Origin of the sequence: Paludibacterium purpuratum (assembly GCF_004363805.1) — a bacterium.
Lineage (GTDB): Bacteria > Pseudomonadota > Gammaproteobacteria > Burkholderiales > Chromobacteriaceae > Paludibacterium > Paludibacterium purpuratum.
Genome location: NZ_SNZP01000009.1, coordinates 42,160 through 67,178, shown reverse-complemented (window position 1 = coordinate 67,178; position 25,019 = coordinate 42,160). Strand labels below are relative to the sequence as shown.

Below are 25,019 nucleotides of genomic sequence, written 5' to 3'. Positions count from 1 at the left end.
GTAGCTCCAATGAGTGAGGTAGTAGTGTGGCGAATCGGGGTGCCGGCACTTACTTGTGCGCGCGGGTTTGCTTTTGGAATTGCTGCAGACGCTGAACTTCATTGCCGTTCATGGCAATTTGAGTCCCTGCTTTCGTTTCCATGACCGCGCTTTGATCCATCTTCATGGTGTGCCCGTACTGATCGACCATGGCCGTCTTGCCATCCTCGAAAACAACCAAGCCCGTGCCATCCTTCAGCTCGACTTGTTGCGGGTTGAAATCCACGGCAAATGCTGCAGAGGTAAACACACCGCCCAAGAGTGCCGCAAAAATGATTTTGTTCATGTGTAGGTTCCTTTTAAATCATCGATCAATAGAGAGACGGAAACGCCGTATCTCCATCCATGCGAACAATTTAGCAAGTCGCTACTGACGAGAAGATGGCTTGAAGATTACAGTGTCGTCAGCCAAGCCAAGAGCGGTATTCGATGACCGGAATCTGCCATGTCACAGGAGTCCCAGGCTACTTGCCGCGGCACACAGCATGACCACCAACCAGGAAGGCAGCTTCCAGAATACAAGCAGCAGGAAGGCCGCGACGGCTAAGGTAAAGTCGCCGGGCGCGTGAATGGCGCTGGTCCACACTGGCTGATAAAAGGCGGCGAGCAGCAGGCCGACGACCGAGGCATTGACCCCTTGCATGGCGCGTTGCATGGCCGGATGCGCGCGCAGTGCCTCCCAGAGGGGAAGTGCGCCGATCATCAACAGAAAGCCGGGCAGAAAGATCGCGATGGTCGCGATGGTTGCATTCAGCCATGGATTGGCCGAGCCGGTCGATACGGCGCCAAGGTAGGCGGCAAAGGTGAATAGCGGCCCGGGCACCGCTTGTGCCGCACCGTAACCGGCCAAAAAGGCATCGCGAGATACCCAGCCGCGCGGGACAACTTCCGCCTGCAGCACAGGCAAGACCACATGCCCGCCCCCGAACACCAAGGCGCCGGCGCGGAAGAAGCTGTCGAATAGCTGAATGTGATAGATCCCGCTTCGACTGGCGTAGATCGGCAGCAGCGTCAGTATGGCCGCGAACAGCGCCAGCGCGATGATGCCGGCGCGCTTGCTCAGTCGTACCGGGAACGGGCTGTGTGGCAAGGCTTCGGCCGGACTAAGCCAGCGCCAGCCCACGAGCGCGCTCACGGCAATCGCCATGATCTGGGTCCAGGCGCTTGGCTCGGCCGCGACGGCCGCGGCGGCAAGCACCGCCAGGGTGGCTCTCTCTTTGTCCGGACACAGATTTTTACCCATTCCCCACAGCGCTTGAGCCACGACCGCGACGGCCGCGACTTTCAGTCCGTGCAACCAGGCGCCGCCTGTCGCGTTGCCGCTGTGCGCCAACACGAGGCCGAACAGAACCAAGGCGATGGCGGACGGCAGCGTGAAGCCCAACCAGGCGGCAATGGCGCCGGTCAAACCGCCGCGAAACAATCCAAGACCTATGCCAACCTGGCTGCTCGCCGGGCCGGGAAGAAATTGGCTCAAAGAGACCAGATCGCCATAGGCATGATCATCCAGCCATTGTCGCCGCCGGACGAATTCCTCGCGGAAGTAGCCGAGGTGGGCAATCGGGCCGCCGAAGCAGGTCGCCCCGAGCCGTAGGAAGATCAGGAAGATACTCAGTGGCGAGGTGTTTTTGGTCTCCATCGTCCTATCGTACTTTTGCTGTCGTTATTTAGATAACTTAATTCGTTAGCGCGTAAAAAGGCAATGAAGCGGAAGCGTTACGGTCTTTGCCGCGGCGAAACCGGTTGAATCGCCGCGGTGATTCGCGGCAAGTGCAGCGCAAGCATCAAACCGCGTGCCGCCATGAAAATCAGTAGTGCGAGCCAGAGCCCATGATTGCCGAAGGGGGCGACCAGCATCTCTGACGCGCCGAGAAATAGGGCGAACGAGACCGCCATCGTCCGCATCAACTCGTGCGTCCGCGTCGCGCCGATGAAAACGCCGTCGAGCAGGAATCCCCATACCGAAACCAACGGCAAAAATACCACCCAGGGCAAAAATGTCTGCGCGACAGTGCGTATGGCGGGCTGATCGGTGAGCGTGTCGATGATCCCGCCGCCGGCGAACCCGTAAACCAGTGCGAAACCGCAGGCGCCGAGCGCCGACCAGATCAAGTTCACATTCACGGCCTGCCGGAACGCATCGCGGTCGCGGCGACCGATGGCCATGCCGACCAGCGCCTCGGCGGCATGTGCGAAGCCATCGAGGCCATAGGCCATGAAGGTTTGGAAATTGAGCAACAGCGCATTGGCGGCCAGGATCGCATCGCCTTGGCGCGCGCCGAGGTGCGCGAACCAGCCAAATGCCCCCAGCAGACACAGGGTCCGCAAAAAGATGTCGCGGTTGATGGCGACAAGCCGCTTGAGCGACGCCGCGTCGGCGAGCGTGTGCCATGCGAGTGGCGCGAGTCCATGCGGTCGCAGATGCCATAGCACCGCCGCGCCGCATACAAAGCCGATCACGTCGGCGGTCGCCGTCGCCGCACCGATCCCCGAGATGCCCCAGCCGAAGCGGTAAACGTAGGTCAATACGGCAAGCACGTTAACGGCGTTGATCAATATCTGTAAGGCCAGCGCGATGCGTACCCGCTGTGTGCCGAGCAGATAGCCGAGCACGACATAGTTCGCGAGCGCGAACGGCGCCGAGCCGATGCGAGCATGGCAATAGAGGCGCGCGTTGCGCAGCACCGCGTCGCTGCCGCCGATGAGTTCGAGTGCTCGGCGGATCAGCGGCGCCTGCACGGAGAGGATCAGGAGGCCGATGCCGAACGCCAATAGCAGTGCGCGCACGACATTGGCGCGCAAGGCCGCCAAATCCTGGGCGCCGAACGCTTGGGCGACGAGCCCTGTCGTGCCCATGCGCAGAAAGCCAAAACCCCAGAACACGAAGTTGAAGAAGAGGCCGCCAAGCGCGACGCCGCCTAGATTGGTCGCACTGCCTAAGTGGCCTGCGACGGCGGTATCGACGGCGCCGAGTATCGGTTGGGTGAGGTTGGCGAGCACGATGGGAATGGCGAGCATCAACACGCGTCGATGCTGGGATTGCGCCAGGCGGGCGGTCACCTGGGTGCCCATTTCTTGTGACGGTGGCTTCGTTGCATCCGGCTAAGATACTGCAAGAATGGTGTCTTAAAAAGATCCAATATCATTATGTTTTATGGGGCCATTCTGGTGGCGATCGTGCTGTCCACGACCTTTGGCTGTGCCGGCCGTTATTTCGATCAGGGGCGTTTTACGCTTCCGCTTGTCGCCCGCCGAAACGGCGGTATTTACGCAGCAGCTAGGCGGGGTTTGTCGTCTGCCGCCATATTTTGCGGCAAGAAGAATGAGACGCATTATCGGTGTATAGACCCTGCGAGTGTAGCCGATATGGGCATAAAGGGCAGTATATTTTAATGTCAAACGGGTAAAACATGGGCGGCACGTAGATTCTGTGCCCGACCAATCATACAGGTGCGCCCTCTGTCGAGGGCGATCCTTCTACACATCTTCGCAGGCGCCGTTCTACGTCATCCCATTCACGGGTGTGAGCTGGTCTCTGGCGCCGGTGGCTATCGCGACAGCGCGGCGGTATGGGCATGAGCCCCATGCCTCCGCTGTACCGATCCAACCTTGTCCGGCGAGTTCGGTTTATCCATTTGTCCTTACGTTGCGTAGCGCTCGATGTCGATGGTGAAGCTTTGGCTACGCGAAGGAGATTGAAGATGGTGGCGAAGCTATACGGATTGGCTTGTTGGATTTTGATTGCTGCCTGTGCGTCGCAGGCAGCCGAGCCCGGCGCCCGTGCCGCGCGGGTCGTGCTCGACACGGCCCCGGCGGCTGAGACATCGACCTTGCTGACTTTGGCGGTGGGGCTGGTGGTGCCGTTGATCATGCGCCGTAGCCGCAAGTTTCTCGGCTTGTAGGCCGGGTCGGTGTGCGTGCTTTGCGGCCAAGTAAAGCGACTGTGCTGTTGTTGTGTCTGGGGACGGTCGGGTCTGTGGCCAAGGCGGCCTATGCCCCGACCGACGGCATCCGTCTGTTCGCCTCGGCCGGTTTGCGCTTCGACGACAACGTACTGCTGCTTGGGCCGGGTCAGAGCGTGCCATTGGGCTATGGCGACAAAGGCCGGGGCGATTGGATTCGATCCGCTGGGATGGGATGGCATGCCGAGACGCGGCACTCGCGGCAGACGTGGCGCATTGATGGTCAATTCAACCGCAACCAGTACAGCGATTACCGGAATTTCAACTATTCAAGTTGGCAGCACGACCTCGGCTGGGACTGGGCGGTGGGCGAGCAGTGGTCGGGGCTGTTGAATCTGTCCGATCGCAATGACCGCGTCGATGCCGGTTATGCGCCCGGTGTGGCGCAAGACGAAGTGCGCGATCGAACCTTGCGTGTGCGGGCGCTCTGGGCGCCTAACGCATGGCTGGGGCTGGATGGCGAGTCGGGCCTGACCCGCGAGCGCCATTCGGCGCAGACAAACTATGACGATGACCTGAGGTCGGCGACGTTCGGTGCGAGCTGGTCGACCCCGCGCGGCAGTGTGTTCGGGGTGCATGTGGAGCAGCGGCGGGTGAACCCGGTCGCCGATCCGGCGGCCGGGGCGGGGAGCGACGCATATCGGCTGCGCTATCTGCGCTTCGATCTGGTTTGGCCATTGAGTGCCAAGAGCCAATTAAGCGGACGCGCCGGTCGGGTGGGGGCGAGTGTCGCGGGGGAGGCGGCGGTGTCTCGCGGGATCGGTGCGTTGGCGTGGCGCTGGCTCGCCAGCGGCAAGGTCGCGATTTCTTTGGGCATCGAACGCGATTTCGATGACCCGGGGCGTTCTCGAACGCCGACGATCCACCGCAATCGTTATCTGCGCCTGAGCGACACAATCAGTGAGAAAACCTCAATGAACGTTGAGTGGCGCGATGAAAAACGCCAATACGACGCCACACCGATCGGCTGCGAGCGCACGCGCATGTTGCGGGTATCGCTGGTGTTTCGACCGGACCGCGCCGTGGAGATAACGCCTTATGTGTCGCGTGCGGTGCGCTCATCGCAATCGGACGTCGACAGCTATGTCGATAACCAGTTGGGTGCCACGGTCAGGCTCTATTTCTGACGGCAATCGAGCCCATGACGACGATTGCCGCGAACGAGAGGATTGGTCATGCCGAATGAAGTCGGGGTTTCTCCTCATTCCGAAGTCAGGATACGCATGTCGCATGATCGACTGGGTGGGTTGCTGGATGCGTATCCCGTGATGAGTCTGATCAAGTCCCTGGTCGATCCGTTTATCGTGGTGATGGTGCTGTACGCACAGGGCGGCTATCTGCATCTCCAGCGCAGCGGCCCCCTGCTATTGGTGGCGATTTTGGGGTTCATGGCGGGGGTGATGCTGCTGGACAACACTTATTTATTGTTGGCCGAGTCGCGCGATCGATCGCTAGGCGTGATGCGGTTCGCCACTTCCTGGGGGCTGTTGGCGCTGTTCACCGAGGCCGTGTGCAAATTGGCCGGATGGCGTTTCCCCGAGCATTTCATTCTGAGCTGGCTCTTGATCACGCCCATGGTGATCTTGCTGACCCACTTCTGTTTCCGCTGTTTTTTCCTCCGGTCGCCGTCGTACCGCGGCGCGATGCGTCGAGTCTTGATCGTCGGCGCCAACGAGCTTGGGCAGACCTTGGCCGCACGGCTGCGTAGCGAAGTGCAACTGCGCCTGGCGTTTGTCGGCTATGTCGACGACCGCAAAGTCGAACGACTGTCGCCGACGGTGGCGGACGAGGTGCTGGGCGAGCTGGCGGGCCTATTGCAGATCATTGCGCAACATCGGATCGATCGCATTTATGTCGCGCTGCCGATGACTCGACAGACGCGCATCGTGGAGATGTTGGACATGTTGAAGGACAGCACCGTGTCGGTCTATTTCGTGCCGGACATGGCGATGTGCGATCTGATCCAGGCCCGCCTCGACCACGTCGCGGGGATCCCGGTGCTGGGCGTGCGCGAGTCGCCGTTCCTCGGCCTGTTCGGACCGATCAAGCGCGCCGAGGATCTACTGCTGTCGCTCGGTATTCTGACGCTGATCTGGCCGTTGATGCTGGCCGTCGCCATGGCGGTCAAGCTGACCTCGCCCGGCCCGATACTGTTTGTGCAACGCCGTTACGGTGTCGATGGCAAAAGCATCGATGTCTACAAATTCCGCTCGATGACGGTCATGGAAGACGGCGACCGGATTGCCCAAGCGGTGAAGGGCGATCGACGGTTGACCCGCATCGGCGCGTTTCTGCGCAAAACCTCGCTGGATGAGCTGCCGCAGTTTTTCAATGTACTCAAAGGACAGATGAGCATTGTCGGCCCACGGCCGCATGCTAATGCCCACAACGAGCTGTACCGACGCTTGATCAAGGGCTACATGTTTCGGCACAAGGTCAAGCCCGGTATTACCGGTTGGGCGCAGATCAATGGCTGTCGAGGCGAGACCGCGACGGTCGAGCAGATGCGGCGCCGTATCGACATGGATCTGGAATACATCCGCAACTGGTCGGTCTGGCTCGATCTCAAGATCGTGTTGCGCACGGCCAGGTTGGTGCTCAAGGATCCGAACGCCTATTGACGACACCGGCCGATGGGCGCGGCCGATGAACGATGGAATGACCATGACGAAGACACGGCGTTTTCTGATTTTTGTGCGACGAGGCTTGCTGCCGGCCTTGTTCTGCGTGCTTTGCCTGGCGGGGTGGGCGGGCAATGCCGGGGAGTACCGGCTGGGGCCGGGCGACATCGTCAAGGTCTCGGTTTACAACAGCCCAGATCTGACCGTCGAGGCCATGTTGTCGAGTCGCGGCGACCTTAATTTTCCGTTGCTTGGACGCCTGCATCTCGCCGATTTGTCGGGTGACGAAGCCGAGCGTTTGATCGCCGAGCGACTGGCCGAGGGCGGCTATGTTGGTCGCCCCCAGGTCACGCTGGTGGTCAGCCAATTTCGTAGTCGGCAGATCTCGGTGATCGGCGAGTTCAATCATCCCGGTTCGGTGGTGCTCGACCGTCCCACCGACCTGCTCTCGGTCATTGCGCAAGTCGGCGGCATCGGCCCCTCCGGCGGCGATACCGTGGTGGTGATACACGACCAACAGCGCCAGGTTTTGTCGTTGAGCCAGTTGGTCGCCGAGCCGGTTCAGGCCCTGCGCACGATCCTGCTATCGAGTGGCGATGTGGTCTATGCGCCGCGCGCTTTGGTCTTCGTCAGCGGCGAAGTCAATCGTCCCGGGGCCTATCGCCGCGAAGCCAAGATGACCGTCCAGCAGGCGATCGCGGTGGCGGGCGGTTTGACCGCCAAGGCCGCGCCACGGGCGTTGACCATCCACCGTGTCGACCCGGGCGGGCAGACGCGGGCGCAGGAGGCCAGCGCAAGCGATCCGTTGCAGGAGGGTGATGTGGTCGATGTGGGCGAGAGTTGGTTTTAAGCATCGAGGCAAGGGACCAAGCGATGAGCGTTGAATGGCTGTTGAGGACGATGAGCGCGCGGCGCCGGATCGCCGTATGGGTCTTCACCGCGGTGTTGGTGCTGACCATGGCGTTGGTTTTAGTGCTGCCCAAGCAATGGACGGCGCGTTCGGTACTGGCGGTGGACGAAAAGGCCTCCGACCCGCTGACCGGTAGCCCGGTCGCCGCCTATTTGATTCCCGGCTATCTGCAGACTCAGTCGGAAATCGCCGCGAGCCAGCGAACCGCGCTGAAGGTGATCGATACGCTGGGCCTGGATAAACGGCCACAAGCGATTGCCGACTTCAGCCGGGACACCGAGGGCAGGGGGTCGCTACGCGACTGGCTGGCCGAACAACTGCTCAAAAAGCTCGACGTGCAACCCGGCCGCGAAAGCAGCTTGCTCACCATCAGCTATACCGCGGCGGATCCGGCCGCCGCCGCCGAATTGGCCAATGGATTTGCCAGTGCCTATATGGCGGTACTGACCGATATGCAGACCTCGGCGGCACAGCAGCAAAACCTTGTGTTTCAGCAGCAACTGCTGCCATTGCAGGAAAGTCTGGAAAGAGCGCAGCTACGGCTGGCGGCCTTTCAACGCCAGTCCGGCATTTTGACCGACCTTGACCAACACCTCGATCTGGACGAGCGCCGGCTCAATGAGTTGTCCACGCAGTTGGCGACGGCGCAAGTCGAGACCTTCGATGCGCATGCCCGCGCCGGCGGCAGCCAGCTGGCGCCGGACGTGCAGAATAATCCGTTGATTCAACAGCAGAAGGCGTTGTTGGCCCAGTCGGAAGTCAAGCTTCGCTCGCTGTCCGAATCGCTCGGACCGAACCATCCGCAATACCGCCAGGCACAGGCCGAGCGCGATGCCAATCGGCAGCAGTTGGCGCGAATGACCCAGCAATCCGTCGCCAGTCTGCAGCAGGCGACGCAGAACGCCGCTGCACGGCAAAATGGCCTGCAAGGCGCCATCGCGCACGAAAAAAGCCGGGTGCTGGCGCAAAAGGAACAAGCGACCAAACTGAATGTGCTGCAAAAAGAGGCGGAGGGCGCGCAGCGCGCCTATAGCCAAGTGCTGCAGCGATTTTCTGATACCAGTCTGGCCAGCCATGTCAGTCAAACCAATCTTTATCTGCTCAAGTCGGCGACGGTGCCGATCCGCCCCTCTTGGCCGAGGCCGCTGCCAAGCCTAGCCGCAGCGCTACTGGTCGGCGGCTTACTGGCAATCGGGTGCGCCTTGTTGGTTGAAATGCGGGATCGCCGAGTACGGGGAGCCGCCGATTTGGCAAAGCTGCCGGGCTTGTCGGTGCTGTCGGTGATCGATTACACCCCGCCGCCCATCGACGGGCGCCGGGCATCCCTTGCCTCCTGGCTTAAATCCATTACGAGCGCACGCGCATGATGAATCAGCATCTGAGTCGTCGTATCGAGGTCGACGAGCAAAGCGGCACCATCGGGCAATGGCTGCTGGATCGCGGCAGGTTGACACCGTCGCAGGCCGAAAAAGTCCTGCGCCTGCAGCGTGAAAGCGGCCTGCGCTTTGGCGAGGCGGCGCTCAGTCTGGGCTTTGTCGCACAAAGCGATATCGATCAGGCGCTCGCGATCCAATTCGCCTTCCCCTATTTCTCCGCCGACGATTTGTCGTTCAGCGCCAAGTTGTTCGCCGCCTTCCGGCCGTTCTCGGCCGAGGTCGAAGCCTTGCGCAACTTGCGCAGTCAGCTGTTGTTACGCTGGTTCGGACAAGGGCACAAGGCGTTGGCCATCGCGCAGCCGAATCAGGCCAGCCTCGACCGATGCCTGGCGGCCAACCTGGCCATCGTGTTTTCACAATTGGGAGAGCGAACTTTGCTGATCGACGCCAACCTGCGCCGGGAGACACGTTCCGATCTGTTCGGCCAGGCCGGCCAACCGGGGTTGTCGGAGTTGCTCAGCCAGCGTGCCGGCATCGAGGTCATTACTCGACTGGACGAACTGTGCGATCTGTCGGTCCTGGAAAGCGGGGCTTTGCCGCCCAATCCGCAGGAGCTGCTGTCGCGTAGCGGTTTCGAGGGGCTGCTGCGCGCTTTGAGCGAACAGTATCAAGTGATCATCGTCGATACGCCGGCATTCGACCGTGCCTCGGATGTTTTGCTGGTCGCCGCACGCGCCGGCGGGACGCTGCTTTCGGTCGAGGCCGATGCCACGGCACTGGAAGGCCTGACGCTGCTATGCGACGCGCTGCAACAGCTGGGCTCCGAGGTGCTGGGCTCGGTGTTGCACCGTTGACCTTGCCGCCATTCGGTGCGCAACCGTGAGGACGATGCGACTCGATAGGCTACCGAAGCCGGCCCTGTCCTTCCTGTGTCAGGGACTGGTCAGCGGTACAGGTTTCATGGCGTCGCTTGCGGTCATGCAGCAAGGACAACGGAACGATTACGCCGCCTTCGTGCTGATCATCAATGCGTATATGTTGCTGACCAGCCTGCTCAACGCCTTGCTGCTGCAGCCGATGGCGACCTTATCGAGCCGCATGGCCGAGCAAGTGGTGCGGCGCATGCTCGGCCTGGGGGTGGGCGGCGGCCTGGCGCTGGGTCTTTTGGGCAGTGTTCTGTTGCTGGGCTATCAGGCAGGGTTCCATAGCGATGCGGCATCGTCTCTGCCGGGGCCGACCATCGCACTGTGCTTTTGTCTGCTGCTATACCGCGATGTCCAGCGCGCCGGTTGGCTGTTGGACGGCGATCTGGCGAATCTGTTGAGGCTTGACGGCGCCTATTTTGTGCTGGCGTCAGTGGGGCTGGCGCTGGCGGTCATTATCGGCCGGTTCGGACTCGAGGGTGTTTTGCTGGCGATTTCCCTACCGGCATTGATTGGCTTGCGCCATCGGGTACACACGGCAGCGCCGAGCGGCGCGCCACCCTTCGCCGTCGCCAACCGGGGGTTTTGGCTCGAAGTTTGGCACTGCGCGCGTTGGGCGCTACCCGGTGTACTGGTGACCTGGCTGTTCAGCAACGGCTATTGGTTTTACTTGGCCAGCACGCAAGGTCACAAAGCGGTCGCCATGCTGGCGGCTTCCCGGCTGGCGTTCACGCCGGTCGGGTTGATGATCCAGGGGTGGTCGAGTTATTACCGCCCGCTGTTCGCTCGCTTGGAGAATGCCGGCGCACTCGGTGAAAAGGCGGACATTATCCGTCGGCAAAACGCCATGGCCATGGTGCTGGTGCTGGTCTATGCCTCGCTGTTGTGCCTCGCGGGTGGGGTGGCGCCGCGTTATCTGCCAACTTATTTGCGCGGCACGGTCTGGCTGCAATATGTCTGGGCTTGGGCCGGTTATTTTGCCGTGCAATGGCTTCGTACCGTGCGCATGACTGCGCGCTTGGCCAACGCGGCGGGGTTTCGCCTGGTGTTCCGCTCCGGTGTGGTCGGTTGCCTGGTGTTTTATCTGCTGTTGTTACCGTCGCCGTGGTTGCTCGACAGTCCGCTGATCTGCCCGTTGGGCCTGATCGTGGCTGAAGCGGCGATCTATTTTTGTCTACGCGAGAAGACCCATGCATTTGTGGCAGAGACCCTCTGAGTCGCGCATCGATGTCGTGGTGTGCACCTACCGTCGTCCCGTCCTATTGGCGCAGCTGATCGAAGCCATCCAGGCTCAGCGGCTGAGCGGCCTGCGCGTTCGGCTGATCGTGGTCGACAACGATCCGGATGGCAGCGCGCGCCAAGTCGTCGAGCGGGCCTCGGCACAGGATGCGCCGGTGGCGCTATGTTATGTGGCCGAGCCTCGGTGCAACATCGCCCTGGCGCGCAATGCCGGTCTGAATGCCTGCAATGCCGACTTCATTGCCTTGATCGACGACGATGAGCTACCGGCGGTGGATTGGTTGAGCAATTTAATGGCCGTGGCCATGCGCTATGCCGCTGGGTTGGTATTTGCACCTGTGCTACCTGTTTTTCATCCCGATGCGCCGCGCTGGCTGACCGAGGGCGGGTTCTTCGACCGCCCCCGTCATGCGACTGGCACCGCGGTGCCGCTATTGGAGGCGCGCACCGGCAATGTGTTGATCCGCGGGTCTTTGCTGGTGGCGAGCCCACTGCGTTTCGATCCGCGGCTAGGTCTGAGCGGCGGGGAGGACTACGCTTTTTTCCGCGCGCTCTATCCCAGCTGCCAGCGGGCAGTCTGGTGCGATGAAGCCGCGGTGTCCGAGAGCGTGCCGCTCGCGCGCACCAATCCACGCTGGTTGCTCAAGCGCAGTTTCCGTATCGGGTCGGTGGAGGCCAGTTTGGCGCGACGCGGCATGACGCCGCACTCGCCCCCGATGCTGGTGCTCAAGACGATCTATCTGGCGGCCAAGCTATGCCTGGATCTGGTGCGCGCGCCGCTGTGGCCGAGAGCCCGCAGGTTGAAATCGTGGCGGCAAGGGGCGATTGCCGTCGGCTTGGCTTATGGCCTGCTGTTTGGCGTTTACCGTGAGTACAAGTAGCGCCAAGGCGCGTGGCGCGCTGCCGTTTCCCTGGGCGCGTTGGTCGTTCCGGATCGCGCTGTTCATCTCTTCGTTCGGGCTGGTTCAGCTTGGCGCGAGCCAAACGACTGGGGGCGGGAGTGCGCTGCGGCAAGGTATTTGGCTCTTGTTGGGCCTATGCGCCTTGCCGGGGCTGCGACAGTCCGAAGGTCGCCCGCGCCTGTCCTGGATGCGCGACCGCGGCATGCCGGTGCTGGCGTTATTTTTGCTCTATTGCCTGGTTTCTTCGCTCTGGTCGGCGGTGGCGCTGATTTCGTTCAAGCGGGCGCTGCTGCTGGCCTTGGTGATTTGGATCGGCTATGCCGCGGTCGGTGTCGCAGAGGGCGAGGGTGACGATTTTTCGTGGCTGTGCGCAGGCCCGGTGTTCTGTCTGCTCGGCCTGTCGTTTGGCGTCGTGTTGCTCGACCCGGGGGTGGGTATCACGCCGATCGGCTGGCGTGGCGCGACCTCGCACAAGAACGAGTTCGGCCAGGTTTGTGCGCTGGCTTTGCTCTGTCTGACCGCCTTGATCGGGCAACTGCGGATGCGCTACTGGCTGCCGCTGGCGCTCGCCGCCATGCTCGGCATGGCGCTATCGCGCAGCGCTTCTTGCCAGATGGCGGTGCTCATCGCCCTGACCGTCCAGGGCGTTGCCTGGATTTATCGTTGGACATGCGCGCGGCGCGCGGCGCAGCCCTGGGTGCTGGGGGGGCTGCTGTTGCTGCTGGCGCTGGCCTATGTGCCGCTCGCAGCCGGCATGTTGCCGCTTAACGATAGCTTGCCCGACGACTTGCTGGCTTTGATGGGGAAGTCCAGCAATCTGACCGGCCGAACCCAGTTGTGGACGCTGGTGCTGGACAACAGCCGCTATCACAACCCTTGGCTGGGCGGCGGTTACGGTGGCTTCTGGAACGGTATCGGCAGCGTCGCGGGCTATATCGCCTGGGCCTTTCCCGGCGGATATGTCGATCAAGCGCACAACAGCTATATCGACCTGTACAACGACCTGGGGTATCTCGGGCTGGTTGGGCTCACGCTATTTTTCCTGGCGTATTGGCGCAATCTGCTGGCGCCAGGGGTGCGCGCCAGCCGCGAGTTCTTGTTCCATCTCGGTTTTGTCGTGTTCATCCTGGTGCTGAGCAACACCGAAAGTGTTTTGTTTCGAACGACCCAACTGCTCAATCTGATGCTGATGGCTTCGTTCATCCGCGTGGCGGCACTTGCGCGGCTTCATGCGGATCGACCACCCGCCTAACCCGTACATAAGGTTTGCCATGATCTGTTCTCGTGACGACTACCAGTATTACCTCCGGGCCGATCGCTGTGCGCTCGGCCTGGACAATACCTGGAAAAATCGCTGGTTCAACGACCGGTGGCGTTTTCAGAGGCTTTTGCGTCGCGTGGAGTTCTATCGAAACTGCGGTCGGCCACGTTGGCAGCAACTGTGGGCCGAATGGCGCATGCGTTGCCTGGGACGCTTGCTGGGCTATTCGATTCCGCCGAATGTTTTCGGCCCGGGGCTGGCGCTGCCTCATCGCGGCACCATCGTCGTCAATGCCTTCGCCCGGGTCGGCGCCAACTGCCGATTGCATGTCTGCACCAGCATCGGCACCCAGGCCGGCACCCTGGATCAGGTCCCGGTGATTGGGGATAACTGCTATATCGGTCCGGGGGCCAAGCTGTTCGGGCGCATTGTCATCGGCGACAACACGGTGATCGGCGCCAATGCAGTCGTCAACCATAGCTTCCCCGATGGGGGATACACGCTAGGCGGCATTCCGGCACGCGTGATTTCCGGCCGCGATTCGGATGGGCTGCTGATTCGGGGAACCGATGATGCCTCATGTTAGAACTTGCTTAAGCCTATTGGGCGCCGGGTCGCTGCTGCTGGCCGGCTATGCGGACGGCGACCCCTTTCTTGGCCAGCACCTGCTCTACCTGTCCTCCTATGCACACATCGAAGCCAAGGCTTTCGATGGTGTGCGTATTTGGGGCAATGCCGGCACGATTTGGCGCGACATCGAGCCTGTTCGCGGGCAGTTCGATTTTTCCCGCATGGATGGCCTGGTGGCCGCCGCCGGCGCACGCAAGTTGGATGTGATCCACACCTTGGGCCAGACGCCGTTCTGGGCTTCGTCGCGTCCGTGGGAGATCGGCAATATGGGATTCGGTGCCGCCGCGCCGCCCAAAAACATGAACGATTGGTCGGACTATGTGAGCCAAGTGGTCAACCGCTATCGCGATCGGATCGGTGCTTATGAGGTGATGAACGAGCCGCGCGTGCCCGAAGTCGTTCGCGCGATTTCGCCGGGGTTCTACTCGGGCAGTACCGCGCAATTGGTCGAAATGACCCTGCGCGTGCAAGAAGCGGTGCGCAAGAATGCGCCGGCGGCCAAGGTGATCTGTCCGGCCATGGACGGCGAAACCGGCCCGGCGCGGTTGCAATACTTTCTGGCTCTAGGCGGGGGGAAGTACTGCGATGTGATCGGCTTTCATTTTTATCTGGCGCACCAAAGCGTGGCCGATTATCGGAGCCTGCTCGGTCGCGTGCGCGCGGCGATGAAGCAAAACGGCATCGGCGATAAACCGATCTGGGACACCGAGACCGGCATGATGGTGGCGCAGTCCGGATACAACGTTCGGCCGCGCGAGCCGACTGGCCCGCTAAGCGTGGTCTATGGCGATACCGAGGCGGCCCGGCACATGGCCAAGCAGGTGCTGGCCGCGCTGCAGGGCGGGGTGGCGCGCACCTACTGGTTCGCTCACGACAGCTCGTCGATGGGCTCGACCCTGCCGGACAAAAACACCGGGGAGCTCAACGCCTTGGGCGTGGCCTATCGCACGCTGCGTACTTGGCTTGGCGGGACAACGCTCGGCGTTTGCACGGTCGGCGATGCGCTAGGGGATTGCAGTCTGATGCGCGGGCAGCAGCGCTACGCGCGCATCGTCTGGGGCGAGCATGACAGTCGAACGTCGCTGATGGCCGGCAAGGTGCGCCGCCTGGCTCTGTTGGACGGCAGTATGCGCAATGTTGCCGATTTGACGTCGGATGACCAGCCCGACACGCTCAGCAACCATTTTCAAGATCCGATGCTGTTGGTGTATTGAAAGGATGCGCGGACATGAAAGTCACGATTTTCCAGTACCGCTTGTTCCATTACCGCGTTCGGCTATTCGAACTGATGCGCGAGCGGTGCCAGGCTCGCGGCATCGAGTTGGTGCTGGTGCACGGCCAGCCCTATCGCGACGAAATTCGAAAGCGCGATACCGGCGAACTGTCGTGGGCGACGCCGGTGCGCAACCGTTATTTCCCGATCGAAGAGAAAAAAGACTTGTGCTGGCAACCGATGCCGCGGGCGGCACGCGGCTCCGACTTATTGGTGTTCATGCACGAGAATCGGCTGTTGGCCAATTATTGGTGGATGTTGCGTCGCGCGCTGGGTTTTGGCCCGAAAGTGGCGTTCTGGGGGCATGGGCGGGATTTTCAAAGCCGTGCGCCCAATGGCTTGCGCGCCAAGTGGAAGTCGCTGACTTTGTCCTGGCCCGACTGGTGGTTCGCCTATACCTCGCTGACTGAAACGCTGCTATTGGATGCCGGTTTCGACCGCGAGCGTATTACCGTGCTGGACAATGCCATCGATAACCAGGCATTTGCCGCCGACCTGGCGGCGGTCGACGATGCCAGGCTCGACGCTTTGCGCGCGGTGTTTGGTTTGAGCGAGGCGCATTTCGTCGCTTTGTATTGCGGCTCGCTCTATCAGGACAAGCGGCTCGACGTGCTGTTCGAGGCCTGCGAGCGCGTGCATCGGCGCCATCCCGCCTTCCGCTTGTTGGTGGCGGGCGACGGCGCGCTACGCGGCCAGGTCGAGGCCTTTTGCGCGGCGAGGCCTTGGGCGCGCGCGCTAGGCGTGCAGTACGGCGTGCAAAAAGCCGCCTTGTTCCGTTTGGCGCGCGTTTCGCTTTGTCCTGGCGCCATCGGCCTGAACATCCTCGACGCCTTTGTCGCGGGCATACCGCTCATGACCCGGCGCGATGCCAAACATGGCCCGGAAATCGCTTTTCTGCGGCATGGCGAGAATGGCTTGGCCTGCAAGGGGGAGACGGGCGACTTTGCCGATCAACTCGCTTGCCTGATCGAGGATCGGGAATGGTTGCGGCGGCTTGGCGACGGTTCGCGTGGTAGCGCCGACCATTACTCGGTCGATCGCATGGCCGAGCGCTTTGTCGCCGGTCTGACCGCTTGTTTGGCCGCCTCCGGGGCGCGGCAAGGCGGTCGGGCATGAAGGTGGCGATTGTCGGTCTGCGCGGTTTCCCGCAAGTGCAAGGCGGCGTGGAAAAGCATGTCGAATCGTTGTCGCCGCTTTTGGTGCAACAAGGTGTGGCGGTCACCGTCTATGCGCGCTCGCCCTATATGCGTCATCTCCACCAGCCGTGTTGGCAAGGTGTGCGATTGCGGCGCATCTGGTGTCCGACCGGAAAGTCGACCGAGACGCTGGTGCACACCTTCCTCTCGGTGTGGGCGGCCTTTTTCGAAGGCCATCGCGTGATCCATTTCCAAGCGATCGGACCGTCGTTCTTTGTGCCGATGGCGAGGCTTTTGGGGATGCGGGTGGTGATGACGCACCACGGCTGCGACTACCAGCGCCAGAAGTGGGGGTGGCTGGCGCGCTGCTATCTGCGCGCCGCCGAAGCGCTGGCGGTACGTTATGCCCACCAGGTCATCGTCATCTCCCACTCTATCCAGCGCTTCGTCGACCGACGTTATGGCGCGAAGAGCGTGTGGCTGCCCAATGGCGTCAGCGCTTTTCCCGACCATGCGATTGAGCCGGAGCGGCTTCGGCCGTTCGATCTGCCGCCCGGGCAGTTTATTTTGCATGTCGGCCGCTTCGTGCCGGAAAAACGCCATCACGATTTGATCGATGCTTTTGTGCAAGCCGATTTACCTGGTTGGAAGCTGGTGTTCGTCGGCGCGGCGGATCATGAGGATGCGTATTCCTCGTCGGTGCTGGCGCGCGCCACGGGCAAGGTGCGCTTTGTCGGGCGGCAGATGCCGGCGCAATTGCTGCAGTTGTATGCCCAGTGTGGCCTGTTCGTGCTGCCGTCGTCGCACGAAGGGCTGCCGATTGCCTTGCTGGAGGCCATGAGCCTGGGCGCGCCGTTTCTGGTGAGCGATATCGACGCGCATACCGAGCTCGAATTGCCCGCGGCGTGCTACTTTCCGTTGGGCGACGTCGCGACGCTGGCGCAGCGTATCCGCCAGCGAACGGCGTCGCCTAACCTCGATCGATCGTATTGGGCGCAGTGGGCCAGGGAACGATTCGATTGGTGCGCTATCGCCGAACGCACCGCCACGCTTTACCGACAGCTCGTCCGCGCGGATTCAGCTGTGCAACGTGCCGATTAACGGGCTATTCATAGGGTAGGCGCTAGGGTTTGTTGACTCACCCTAGTCTGACAGCATTGCTGGTTCGGGCCGGATAAGAGTATCTTCCGTGTTTCGGTCGCAACCCTGCGGAGGTATGTCCGTGCAAGCAAAAGAAGCTTCCCTTTTCTCTCCGATGGATTCCCACGTTGGGCGGGAGGGGCGAGGGGGCATGGAAATCTTGCTGTTCTCGCTCGGAACGCGAGAAATATTCGGCATCAATGTGTTCAAAGTGCGTGAAGTGGCTCAGACACCGGCTATCACCAAAACGCCCAATATGCCGGAAGGCGTCGAGGGGGTTCTGTCGATGCGCGGGCATATCATCCCGGTGTTGACACTCGCCAAGTTCATCCGCGCCGATGCGAGCGATCGTCGCTATCAAACCATGGTCGTGACCGAGTTCAATCGCGGCTCGTATGCTTTTCTGGTCGATTCCGTCGATCGTATCATCCAAGTCGATTGGGAGAAGATTCGCTCGCCCGAGCGCATCATGATGTCCGACGGTAGTGCCGAGCAGTCAGGTTTGATCACGGCGGTGACCGAAATGGACGATGGCAGTCTGGTGTCCATCCTGGATGTCGAGCAGATCCTGACCCGCGTTACCGGCGAGTCGGTTATTCCCGATATGCCCAAGGCGTCCATCGCCGAACACCAGTATGTGTTCTTCTGCGACGATTCGGTCATCGCCCGCAAGGAAATCACGATGGTGCTGGAGAAGATGTCGGTCAAGTTCCAGCAAGCCAACAATGGCCGCGAGGCCTGGGAGCGCCTGAACTTGCTGGCGAACCGGCGTTTCGAAGAGGGCGAAGGCTTGCACGACAGTCTCAAGGTGATCCTGGTCGATGCCGAAATGCCGGAAATGGATGGCTATACGTTAACGCGCATGATCAAGGCCGACGCGCGCTTCAAGGATATCCCCGTGATCATGCACTCCTCTCTGTCGTCCAGCGCGAGCCGGGCGATGGGCGCCAGTGCCGGGGTCAACGGTTACGTCGCGAAATTCGACCCGATGGTATTGGCTGAAACGCTGATGCCGTATCTGTCGCGCTAGAAGCCCCCAAGGCTATCGAAGGCATGCGGCCCGATCCCGGTCTCGGGGTCGGGTTGTTCATGCCGTTTTCGTTGTTCGACAAACGGGCAGTCACACAAAGACCGATCCGGTGCTTTTTCTCTTGCGAGTTTCAGTAAAACATTATTCTGACAGAAATTTTATGATGGCCTTGTAAAACGATTAGGGCTGGGATAATATTTTCCTCGAGGAAGTTGGTTAATTGGAAACAACCTCGCATTGTTTTACTACCCCCATGCTGGTTGGCGGGTTGACTTTCAGGTCAACCTAAGTCGTCTGAAATCGATGAACCATTTTTTTAAATGGCACGTCATTCGATATTTATACGACCAAAAAGCGCTCAGCGTCATGAATGCTCGTTAAGAGCCGTCTATTTCCTTTAAAGACACCGCTTTCTCCCACAGGCTTGGCGGGCGCCGCACTGCGCATGACTTGGTTTCTCGCGCGATGACAGGCAGCAATCGGCTTATATAGTTTCCGCCCAATTAAAAAATAGCGTTACGTGTTTGGCAAAAACGCCAGGCATAAGTGTTGCCAAAATTTCTAAATAAAAAACCGTTATTTGGCGATGATATCCATCGATGCCATCAGACGGGAAATTAAATATTTTTTGCACTATCACTTCGCAATGGGAGTAAGTATGAAGTCAGAGTATAAGATTGGCGTCGGATTAGCGACGTTCCTCGTCATGGCCAATATGCTAGGGTCGGGGATTTCCATGGTGCCAGCCTATATGGCATCGATCGGTACGATCGGCATGATCAGTTGGCTGATCTCCATTGTCGGCGCGGTATCGCTGGCGCTGGTCTTTTCCCGGCTGGCGATCGTCGATCCGGCCGAAGGCGGGGTGGTCGCCTATGCTTCCAAGGTTTCGCCGGTACTGGGGCGGCAGACGCAGATCTTCTACGTCCTGGCCAATCTGACCGGTAATCTAGCCGTGGCGGCAACCTCCATTGCTTACTTCAGCATGCTGTTCCCGGCGCTGCAAGATCCGCTCATTGCCTCGATCAGCATCATCGTCGAAACCTGGATCCTGGCGTTCATCGCCATGATGGGGATCGGTTGGGTGGCGCGTTTGGCCACCCTAGGCGTGGTGATGATCGCGCTGCAGATCGTGTCGGTAGGCTCGTATGGCTGGCTGTCGTTTAGCCCGACGCTGTTTGCCGCCAATTGGAACGTTTCCGGTACTGGCGAGCTGTCCGCCATATTCTCCGGCATCTTGGTGTGCCTGTGGAGCTTCCTGGGGGTCGAGACCGCCAGCGTCAACAGCGGCTTGGTCAAGAACCCGACGCGCACGGTGCCGCTGGCGACCATGCTCGGCGTGGGGCTGGTTTGCGTGATCTACTTCCTGTCGTGTACCGTGATCGGCGGTCTGTTCTCGATGAAGGTGCTGGCCAATACGCCTGCGCCTTGGGTGCTGGCGGTGAGCGAGCTGTTCTCGCCCAAGCTCGGACCGTTGGTGGCCGCGGCCGAATCGGTGCTGTGCTTCGCTTCGCTTTGCTCGTGGATTCTGATCGTCGCCGAGGCGGCCGCACGTGCCGGCAAGGACGGCACCTTGCCTAAGATCTTCGCCGAAACCAATCCGCGCGGCGTACCGGCCAAGGGCATCGTGATCGAAGCCGCCATCATGACCGCCGCCATGATCGTGGCCATCGTGTTGAAACAGAACTTGGTATCGATCTTCGGTACCACCGCGGTGCTGGCTTCGTTATTCGTCCTGTTCCCGTATTTCTATTCGATTCTCTATCTGCTCAAGCGCCGTGAGAAGAAGGGCCCCATGCTGATGGCGGCGTCGATTCTGGGCATGCTGTTCTGCTTCGTCGCCATTGCCGGCGGGACGCAGGTGCAATTGGCCCTGACCTTGGTCGTGGCGCTGGCGCTGTTCCTGTTGTCGGTGCGTAGCGACGGCAAGGCCGAGGCGTCGGAGGTGTCGACCGCGCCGCAACTGGAAGCGGCGGATTAGCATCCTCTGTGCCTACACACTAAAAGCCCTGACGTGTCAGGGCTTTTTTTATTTTTAAATCTCAGGCGGCTTTTATTGCGTATTTGTCATGCTGCTGGCGGCGGTTCTGGTCAATTGCCTTGCTTGCTGGGCGAAATCGTCAAAGTTTTGTTTGTTCAGCGCTCGGTGCGCGGCCAGGCAGCTTGGTCTGTCCTGGGCTTTTTCGCAGAAAGTCTTAGGCACCGTTAGGGGGACTTCCCAACTGGTTGTCTCTGCGGCGACGCTTAACCCGGAAAATAGAAACAAGGGGACGAGGGGACGTATGACGATATGCAAAGTAGTCATCCTTTTCACGGTGGGTGACATTTGGAGGAACGAATTCCGGCGAATCATCCGCAACGCAAGATCCGTCGGACAGTCGATCGGGGCGTGGCACGATAGGGGCTGTGTGCGCCGAGTGCCCGCTTTTGATCAGGCGCTATCTTGCCGCGCTGCCGCGCGGCTGTCGATGGACAGCAGTCGGAACGCCGGCAAGGGTGCCTGGCCCGGGGCTTCGACCAATCGTTTGTCGGTACGGGCCACGCGCGCCAGCGTCTTCAGGCGGTGCCGAGCGCTGTGGCTGAGCAGGATGGTGCCGGGCAGGGCCATGCGCTGCAGCCTGATGACGGTGCGTGCGACGGTGCGGCTTTGGCTGACGGTGAAGCCGGCATGAATGGCCAGGGTCAGCGCGATCTGGCTGTCGTCGGCCTGCTGGCCGCGCATGGCCAGCGCGGCATTGGCTGCGGCCAGGCAAGGCGAAGACTGGGCCTCGAAGGTGAAGAGCAGCACATCGTCCAGGGTCCCGCTCAATTTGCCGCCATGCTGCATGGCAATGTCGGTGCAGCAGGCGAGCCAAGTATCCAGCAGGGTGTCGTGGGCCGCCTGAAGCGACGGCGGCACGTTCTCCCGCTCGGCGATGGGGGTGACTTGGCAGCACAGCACGGCGGATGCCGGGCCATCGTTGGCCGCCGGCATGCTGGGCGACAGCCAGTCGTACATGGCCGACAGATGCGCTCGGCGCCCGGTTTGACGCGGTTTCACCGTCCGCAGTTGTGCCAGCAGCTCGGCGGCCGAGGCGGCGCGCTGGCGCGGATCCTTGTGCAATGCCGAGCGTAGAACCCGCCCCAGCGGGTGCCAGGCGATCTCGGGCGGTAGGGCGACGTCGACCGGGCTGAGCTGCTGGTACAGAATGTCCGCCACGCTGCGCCCCTGCATCACCGCTTTGCCGGTCAAGCATTCGATGACCACCAGCCCCCAGGCGTAAAGGTCGCTTTTCAGCGTGGGCGGTTCGCTGCGCAGCTGTTCCGGCGAGCAGTAGCGGGGCGAGCCGAGCAGCTCGCCGGTACGGGTCAGGGCGGGGTCGCTGTCGGTGCGCACATCCGGCAGCAAGGCGCCGATACCGAAATCGAGAATCTTGGCGTGCGCGATGCCGCCCACCATGGCGACCATGATGTTGCGTGGCTTGAGGTCGCGATGGACGATGCCTTGCCGGTGTGCGTGATCCAGTCCGTCGAGCACTTGGGCCATCAACTGAATGGTCAGCTCGATCGGCAAGGCGCCGTGGGTGGCCAGTACATCGTGCAATGTCCGACCCGGCACGTATTCGAACACGGTATACAGTTGGCCATGCGGCGTTTCCCCTTTGTCGAGGAAGGCGACGACATGCGGGTGCACTTGGCGTTCGCATAGCAGGGTTTCGCGTCGGAAACGGGCGCGCAGGCTCTGGCGTTCGGCCATCGGCAGGCGCGGGTCGTCGCGCAATAGTTTGATGGCGACGGTTTGCCCGGTTTCCAGTTGTTGCGCCAGATAGACGGTGCCGTGCCCGCCTTCGCCGAGGCGTTGGCACAGCCGGTAATGTCGGTGACTGTTCGTGCCGGTCAACAGTTCGTCCGCGCGCGGCGCGGGATCGATCGGCAAAGGACAGATGGCGGCTTGGCGGGCGAGGCAGTCGGATACGGTGCCGTTCATCGGTTTTACCCACGTCTTCACCGCGGTCGAGTCTCCTGGATAGCGCTGCCGTGCGCGTACGGCGCAGGATGGTCGGCCGGCAGCCATTGGCATTCGAGCGTGTCGCCGCGAAAGACCCTGAAGGGTAGGGCGCCGAAGCGCACGGCGCCGCGTCGCCGCTCCAACAACTGCTCGGCTTCCGGTCGTTGCAGCGCGGCCAGTTGCATGCGTGCGCGGTGAATTTGCACATTGATGTGCATGGCGGGCTGCCCCAGCATGCGGGCCAGTTGCGCCAGCTCGATCCAACCCTGCGTGGCGGCGCTGTGTCCGGACTGCTGCGCAGCGAAGCGCGCCCGTGCCAGGGTCGCCAAGCAGTAGTGGTGTGCGCGTTCGCCAAGATCGAGCGTTTGCATCGCTGTATGTAGCCAAGCGCGCACATGTTCCTCGTCCTGGCTGACCATGAAGTCGATACGTTGTAGCGCGTGCAGGCTTTCGAGCGGCAGCGCCAGCTGCATGGTGTCCGAACGCGGGGCCAGCACCAGTCGCCAGGCTAGGTCTCCGCAGGCAATTTCGTCGCCGTCGGCCAGCGGTCGCTTACCGTCAACTGTGTAGAGCTGCCAGCTTTCGTCGGGGGCGCGTAGCAGGTAGGCCGGGGTGGCGGATGAGGACGGCAGTGCCTGATGATCCGCCAGGGCAATCGGTTTCGCCTGGCCGCTGATGGGCCACAGTGTATCGACCGGATCGTGTAGGTCGTCGATGCGCCACGCTTCGCGTTCGTGACCGAACTGGATCAGATCGCCGACATGCAGCTTGATGCGCTCGCCGACGCGCAATAGCGAGCCGGATACCCGGGTGCCATTGCGGCTGCACTCCTGTAGTACCCATTCGGTGCCGTGCCAGCGGATATGGGCATGGATCCGCGAGGCATAGGGTGTGTCGAGCAAGGTGTCGCAGTGCTTGGCATCTCTGCCAAAGATGTGGTTGGCGCGCAGCAAACATGCTTCCCCGGTATGACTGTGTTTCAGAATCGCCATGGTCGCACCTCTTCGAACCGAAATAATGTTTTCTCTATCCGATGAGCGGTTCATCGGCTGGGTGTCGATCTGTCTGCTGGCGTTCAGGATGTTCGTTGTTGACCCAATATGGGTCTTTTTTTTCATGTTGCATCACATGTTATTATGCTGCAACCATAAATTTATATAAAAATATTATTTATTTTTATATATATTATTGAGTTGGTTTATGTCTTATAAAAGGCCGCCATGCACGAAAAACAGCGCAGCTGGGCTGTTTTTTTGTGCGAGATGCGGCTATTTTTTTGAATATGTTTGTTATGAAGTGAAATATGGGTGTTGTGTTTTTAGAGGTCATGCCTTTGCTGGTTGGCAATGCTCGTGAGCAAGGCGGCCGTGCCTTGTTTTAGTTTTTTGTCATGTTATGACACGTAATTGAGATTGCCGGCGGGAAGCACCTATTGTTGGTTAGCGCGACGATAGCGGTGATGGTATTAGATTTTTACGCCGTCATTGCATTGTGTGCTTTTTAAAATGATCGTCTTTTGTGTCAAATTTTCTGTTAAATAATAGGGAGTTGATGATGAGCACAGTTTATACGATTAATGTAACCAATAACTCGCAAACCAATCAGGATTTCTTCTTCTTCCAGGCGCCGGCGGTTTATAGCGGTGGTCCGACTATCTATTCCAATAGCCTGTACAACTCGGTATTGCAGCCTTATGCCACTTCCGGTTCGATCTTGACGTTCGAAATGAATGTGCAGTATTTCGCCGGCGCACAGACGCAATACGCGACGCCGACGGTCGGCCATGTGTCGGGCGGCACCACCGCCAGCCAGCCGATCAACCTGGCGCCGGCGACCGGCACCGGCACCAACGACGCCACCAACCTGAGCGTCGATCCGCTGGGGCTGAGCCCGGCCTATTCGTTGGCTGGCGTGCAGGGTGGCGCTTTCCGCATCGTTGCGCCGACCTACAACCCCAATACCACCGGCAACTTCAACATCGGTACCGCGATCCAGAACGCCGCCGGCGGCCCCGCGACCTTGTCCAACTTCGTTGTGGCACAGCCGAACCAGTTCGTCGATTGCCAGCCGGTACTGATCTTCTACGTGCAGACCGGCAGCTATTCCGCCGGCCAGGTGATCAATTTCTCGTCGGCATCGAACCAGGCCGCTTCGTGCGACACCACCACCGGTCACACCACCTTCAATGTGGTTTACAACGTGGATGGCACCTGGACCGTCAGCCCGATGTAATCACCGCGCCGTTTGCCGCTGACCCGACGATCGCATCGTTGGCCCGGGCTGGCGGCACGACCGATTGCCGTTCCCTCAGTTAGGAGATTCTGTATGCCTACCCTTTATCTGAATGTTGGCCAGACGGCCAATTTCGGCGCTGGCATCATTGCCGGCACCCTGAACATCATCGCCCCGGCCGCGGGCACCGGTACCTATTCGCTCAACGGCGGCGCAGCGGTGCCGTTCGCGCTGGGCGTGAATGCGCATGTTTCCGTGGCGGTCAATGGCGGAACCATCAGTGTCACTAATACCACGGCGGGGGTTCAGCCCCCCGCCGGAACGTTGATGCTCAGTTATTGATGCGGTAAGCCGGCG

Annotated in this window: 22 protein-coding genes; 17 read left to right on the top strand and 5 right to left on the bottom strand. The window is 60.8% G+C overall.

All coding sequences use genetic code 11. The annotated features are described in order from the left end of the window. Positions 1-49: 49 nt before the first annotated feature. The 3 genes from DFP86_RS11920 to DFP86_RS11910 all read right to left on the bottom strand — a co-directional run bounded on the left by DFP86_RS11920 (position 50) and on the right by DFP86_RS11910 (position 3,099). The gene (locus DFP86_RS11920) at positions 50-325 is read right to left on the bottom strand and encodes a CopK family periplasmic copper-binding protein (protein ID WP_133681494.1); all 276 of its coding nucleotides are present in this window, start codon (positions 323-325) and stop codon (positions 50-52) included. Positions 326-487: 162 nt separating this feature from the next. Then, entirely contained in the window at positions 488-1,678 is a 1,191-nt protein-coding gene (locus tag DFP86_RS11915; RefSeq protein ID WP_133681492.1) for a chromate transporter, read from the bottom strand. Positions 1,679-1,755: 77 nt separating this feature from the next. Beyond that, on the bottom strand, positions 1,756-3,099 hold the full coding sequence (locus DFP86_RS11910) for an MATE family efflux transporter (protein WP_208108319.1): 1,344 nt from the start codon (positions 3,097-3,099) through the stop codon (positions 1,756-1,758). A 641-nt stretch (positions 3,100-3,740) separates the two neighbouring features. On the opposite strand from DFP86_RS11910, the gene DFP86_RS11905 reads away from it, so the two are divergent. The 15 genes from DFP86_RS11905 (at position 3,741) to DFP86_RS11835 (ending at position 20,423) form a co-directional block, all read left to right on the top strand. Continuing rightward, a complete protein-coding gene (locus tag DFP86_RS11905; RefSeq protein ID WP_133681488.1) occupies positions 3,741-3,941 on the top strand; it encodes a hypothetical protein in 201 nt (66 codons plus the stop codon). A 41-nt stretch (positions 3,942-3,982) separates the two neighbouring features. Beyond that, positions 3,983-5,128, top strand: coding sequence for a hypothetical protein (locus tag DFP86_RS19325; RefSeq protein ID WP_166642247.1), 1,146 nt, complete (start codon positions 3,983-3,985; stop codon positions 5,126-5,128). A gap of 96 nt (positions 5,129-5,224) precedes the next feature. Next, the gene (locus tag DFP86_RS11895) at positions 5,225-6,622 is read left to right on the top strand and encodes an undecaprenyl-phosphate glucose phosphotransferase (RefSeq protein WP_243729381.1); all 1,398 of its coding nucleotides are present in this window, start codon (positions 5,225-5,227) and stop codon (positions 6,620-6,622) included. Positions 6,623-6,665: 43 nt separating this feature from the next. Then, positions 6,666-7,472 (top strand): polysaccharide biosynthesis/export family protein, encoded by an 807-nt coding sequence (locus DFP86_RS11890; RefSeq protein WP_166642246.1) that lies wholly within the window; start codon positions 6,666-6,668, stop codon positions 7,470-7,472. 23 nt (positions 7,473-7,495) lie between these two features. Continuing rightward, positions 7,496-8,899 (top strand): hypothetical protein, encoded by a 1,404-nt coding sequence (locus DFP86_RS11885; protein ID WP_133681482.1) that lies wholly within the window; start codon positions 7,496-7,498, stop codon positions 8,897-8,899. Beyond that, positions 8,896-9,762 (top strand): chain length determinant protein tyrosine kinase EpsG, encoded by an 867-nt coding sequence (gene epsG, locus DFP86_RS11880; RefSeq protein ID WP_243729380.1) that lies wholly within the window; start codon positions 8,896-8,898, stop codon positions 9,760-9,762. The genes DFP86_RS11885 and epsG overlap by 4 nt, the downstream gene beginning before the upstream one ends. A gap of 34 nt (positions 9,763-9,796) precedes the next feature. Then, positions 9,797-11,047 (top strand): hypothetical protein, encoded by a 1,251-nt coding sequence (locus DFP86_RS11875; RefSeq protein WP_133681480.1) that lies wholly within the window; start codon positions 9,797-9,799, stop codon positions 11,045-11,047. Continuing rightward, positions 11,022-11,951, top strand: a complete 930-nt coding sequence (locus DFP86_RS11870; protein ID WP_133681478.1) for a glycosyltransferase family 2 protein — start codon at positions 11,022-11,024, stop codon at positions 11,949-11,951. The genes DFP86_RS11875 and DFP86_RS11870 overlap by 26 nt, the downstream gene beginning before the upstream one ends. Further along, on the top strand, positions 11,938-13,224 hold the full coding sequence (locus DFP86_RS11865) for an O-antigen ligase family protein (RefSeq protein ID WP_166642245.1): 1,287 nt from the start codon (positions 11,938-11,940) through the stop codon (positions 13,222-13,224). The genes DFP86_RS11870 and DFP86_RS11865 overlap by 14 nt, the downstream gene beginning before the upstream one ends. Positions 13,225-13,243: 19 nt before the next feature. After that, positions 13,244-13,819 (top strand): serine O-acetyltransferase, encoded by a 576-nt coding sequence (locus DFP86_RS11860; RefSeq protein ID WP_133681475.1) that lies wholly within the window; start codon positions 13,244-13,246, stop codon positions 13,817-13,819. Beyond that, complete coding sequence (locus tag DFP86_RS11855) at positions 13,806-15,077, top strand: endo-1,4-beta-xylanase (RefSeq protein WP_208108318.1); 1,272 nt, start codon at positions 13,806-13,808, stop codon at positions 15,075-15,077. Before DFP86_RS11860 ends, DFP86_RS11855 begins: the two co-directional genes overlap by 14 nt. Positions 15,078-15,091: 14 nt before the next feature. Further along, positions 15,092-16,252, top strand: a complete 1,161-nt coding sequence (locus DFP86_RS11850; RefSeq protein WP_133681470.1) for a glycosyltransferase family 4 protein — start codon at positions 15,092-15,094, stop codon at positions 16,250-16,252. Continuing rightward, the gene (locus tag DFP86_RS11845) at positions 16,249-17,373 is read left to right on the top strand and encodes a glycosyltransferase family 4 protein (protein ID WP_133681468.1); all 1,125 of its coding nucleotides are present in this window, start codon (positions 16,249-16,251) and stop codon (positions 17,371-17,373) included. The genes DFP86_RS11850 and DFP86_RS11845 overlap by 4 nt, the downstream gene beginning before the upstream one ends. Before the next feature lie 121 nt (positions 17,374-17,494). Further along, positions 17,495-18,442 (top strand): chemotaxis protein, encoded by a 948-nt coding sequence (locus DFP86_RS11840; protein WP_424991629.1) that lies wholly within the window; start codon positions 17,495-17,497, stop codon positions 18,440-18,442. A 658-nt stretch (positions 18,443-19,100) separates the two neighbouring features. Continuing rightward, on the top strand, positions 19,101-20,423 hold the full coding sequence (locus tag DFP86_RS11835; protein WP_166642244.1) for an amino acid permease: 1,323 nt from the start codon (positions 19,101-19,103) through the stop codon (positions 20,421-20,423). A gap of 450 nt (positions 20,424-20,873) precedes the next feature. On the opposite strand, the gene DFP86_RS11830 is transcribed toward DFP86_RS11835, so the two are convergent. Then, a complete protein-coding gene (locus DFP86_RS11830; protein WP_166642243.1) occupies positions 20,874-22,430 on the bottom strand; it encodes a protein kinase domain-containing protein in 1,557 nt (518 codons plus the stop codon). Continuing rightward, positions 22,427-23,422 (bottom strand): FHA domain-containing protein, encoded by a 996-nt coding sequence (locus DFP86_RS11825; protein ID WP_133681461.1) that lies wholly within the window; start codon positions 23,420-23,422, stop codon positions 22,427-22,429. The genes DFP86_RS11830 and DFP86_RS11825 overlap by 4 nt, the downstream gene beginning before the upstream one ends. Before the next feature lie 562 nt (positions 23,423-23,984). On the opposite strand from DFP86_RS11825, the gene DFP86_RS11820 reads away from it, so the two are divergent. Together DFP86_RS11820 and DFP86_RS11815 are read left to right on the top strand one after the other, a co-directional pair. Continuing rightward, positions 23,985-24,662, top strand: a complete 678-nt coding sequence (locus DFP86_RS11820; protein WP_133681459.1) for a hypothetical protein — start codon at positions 23,985-23,987, stop codon at positions 24,660-24,662. Positions 24,663-24,755: 93 nt separating this feature from the next. After that, entirely contained in the window at positions 24,756-25,004 is a 249-nt protein-coding gene (locus DFP86_RS11815; protein ID WP_133681457.1) for a hypothetical protein, read from the top strand. Positions 25,005-25,019 lie beyond the last annotated feature (15 nt).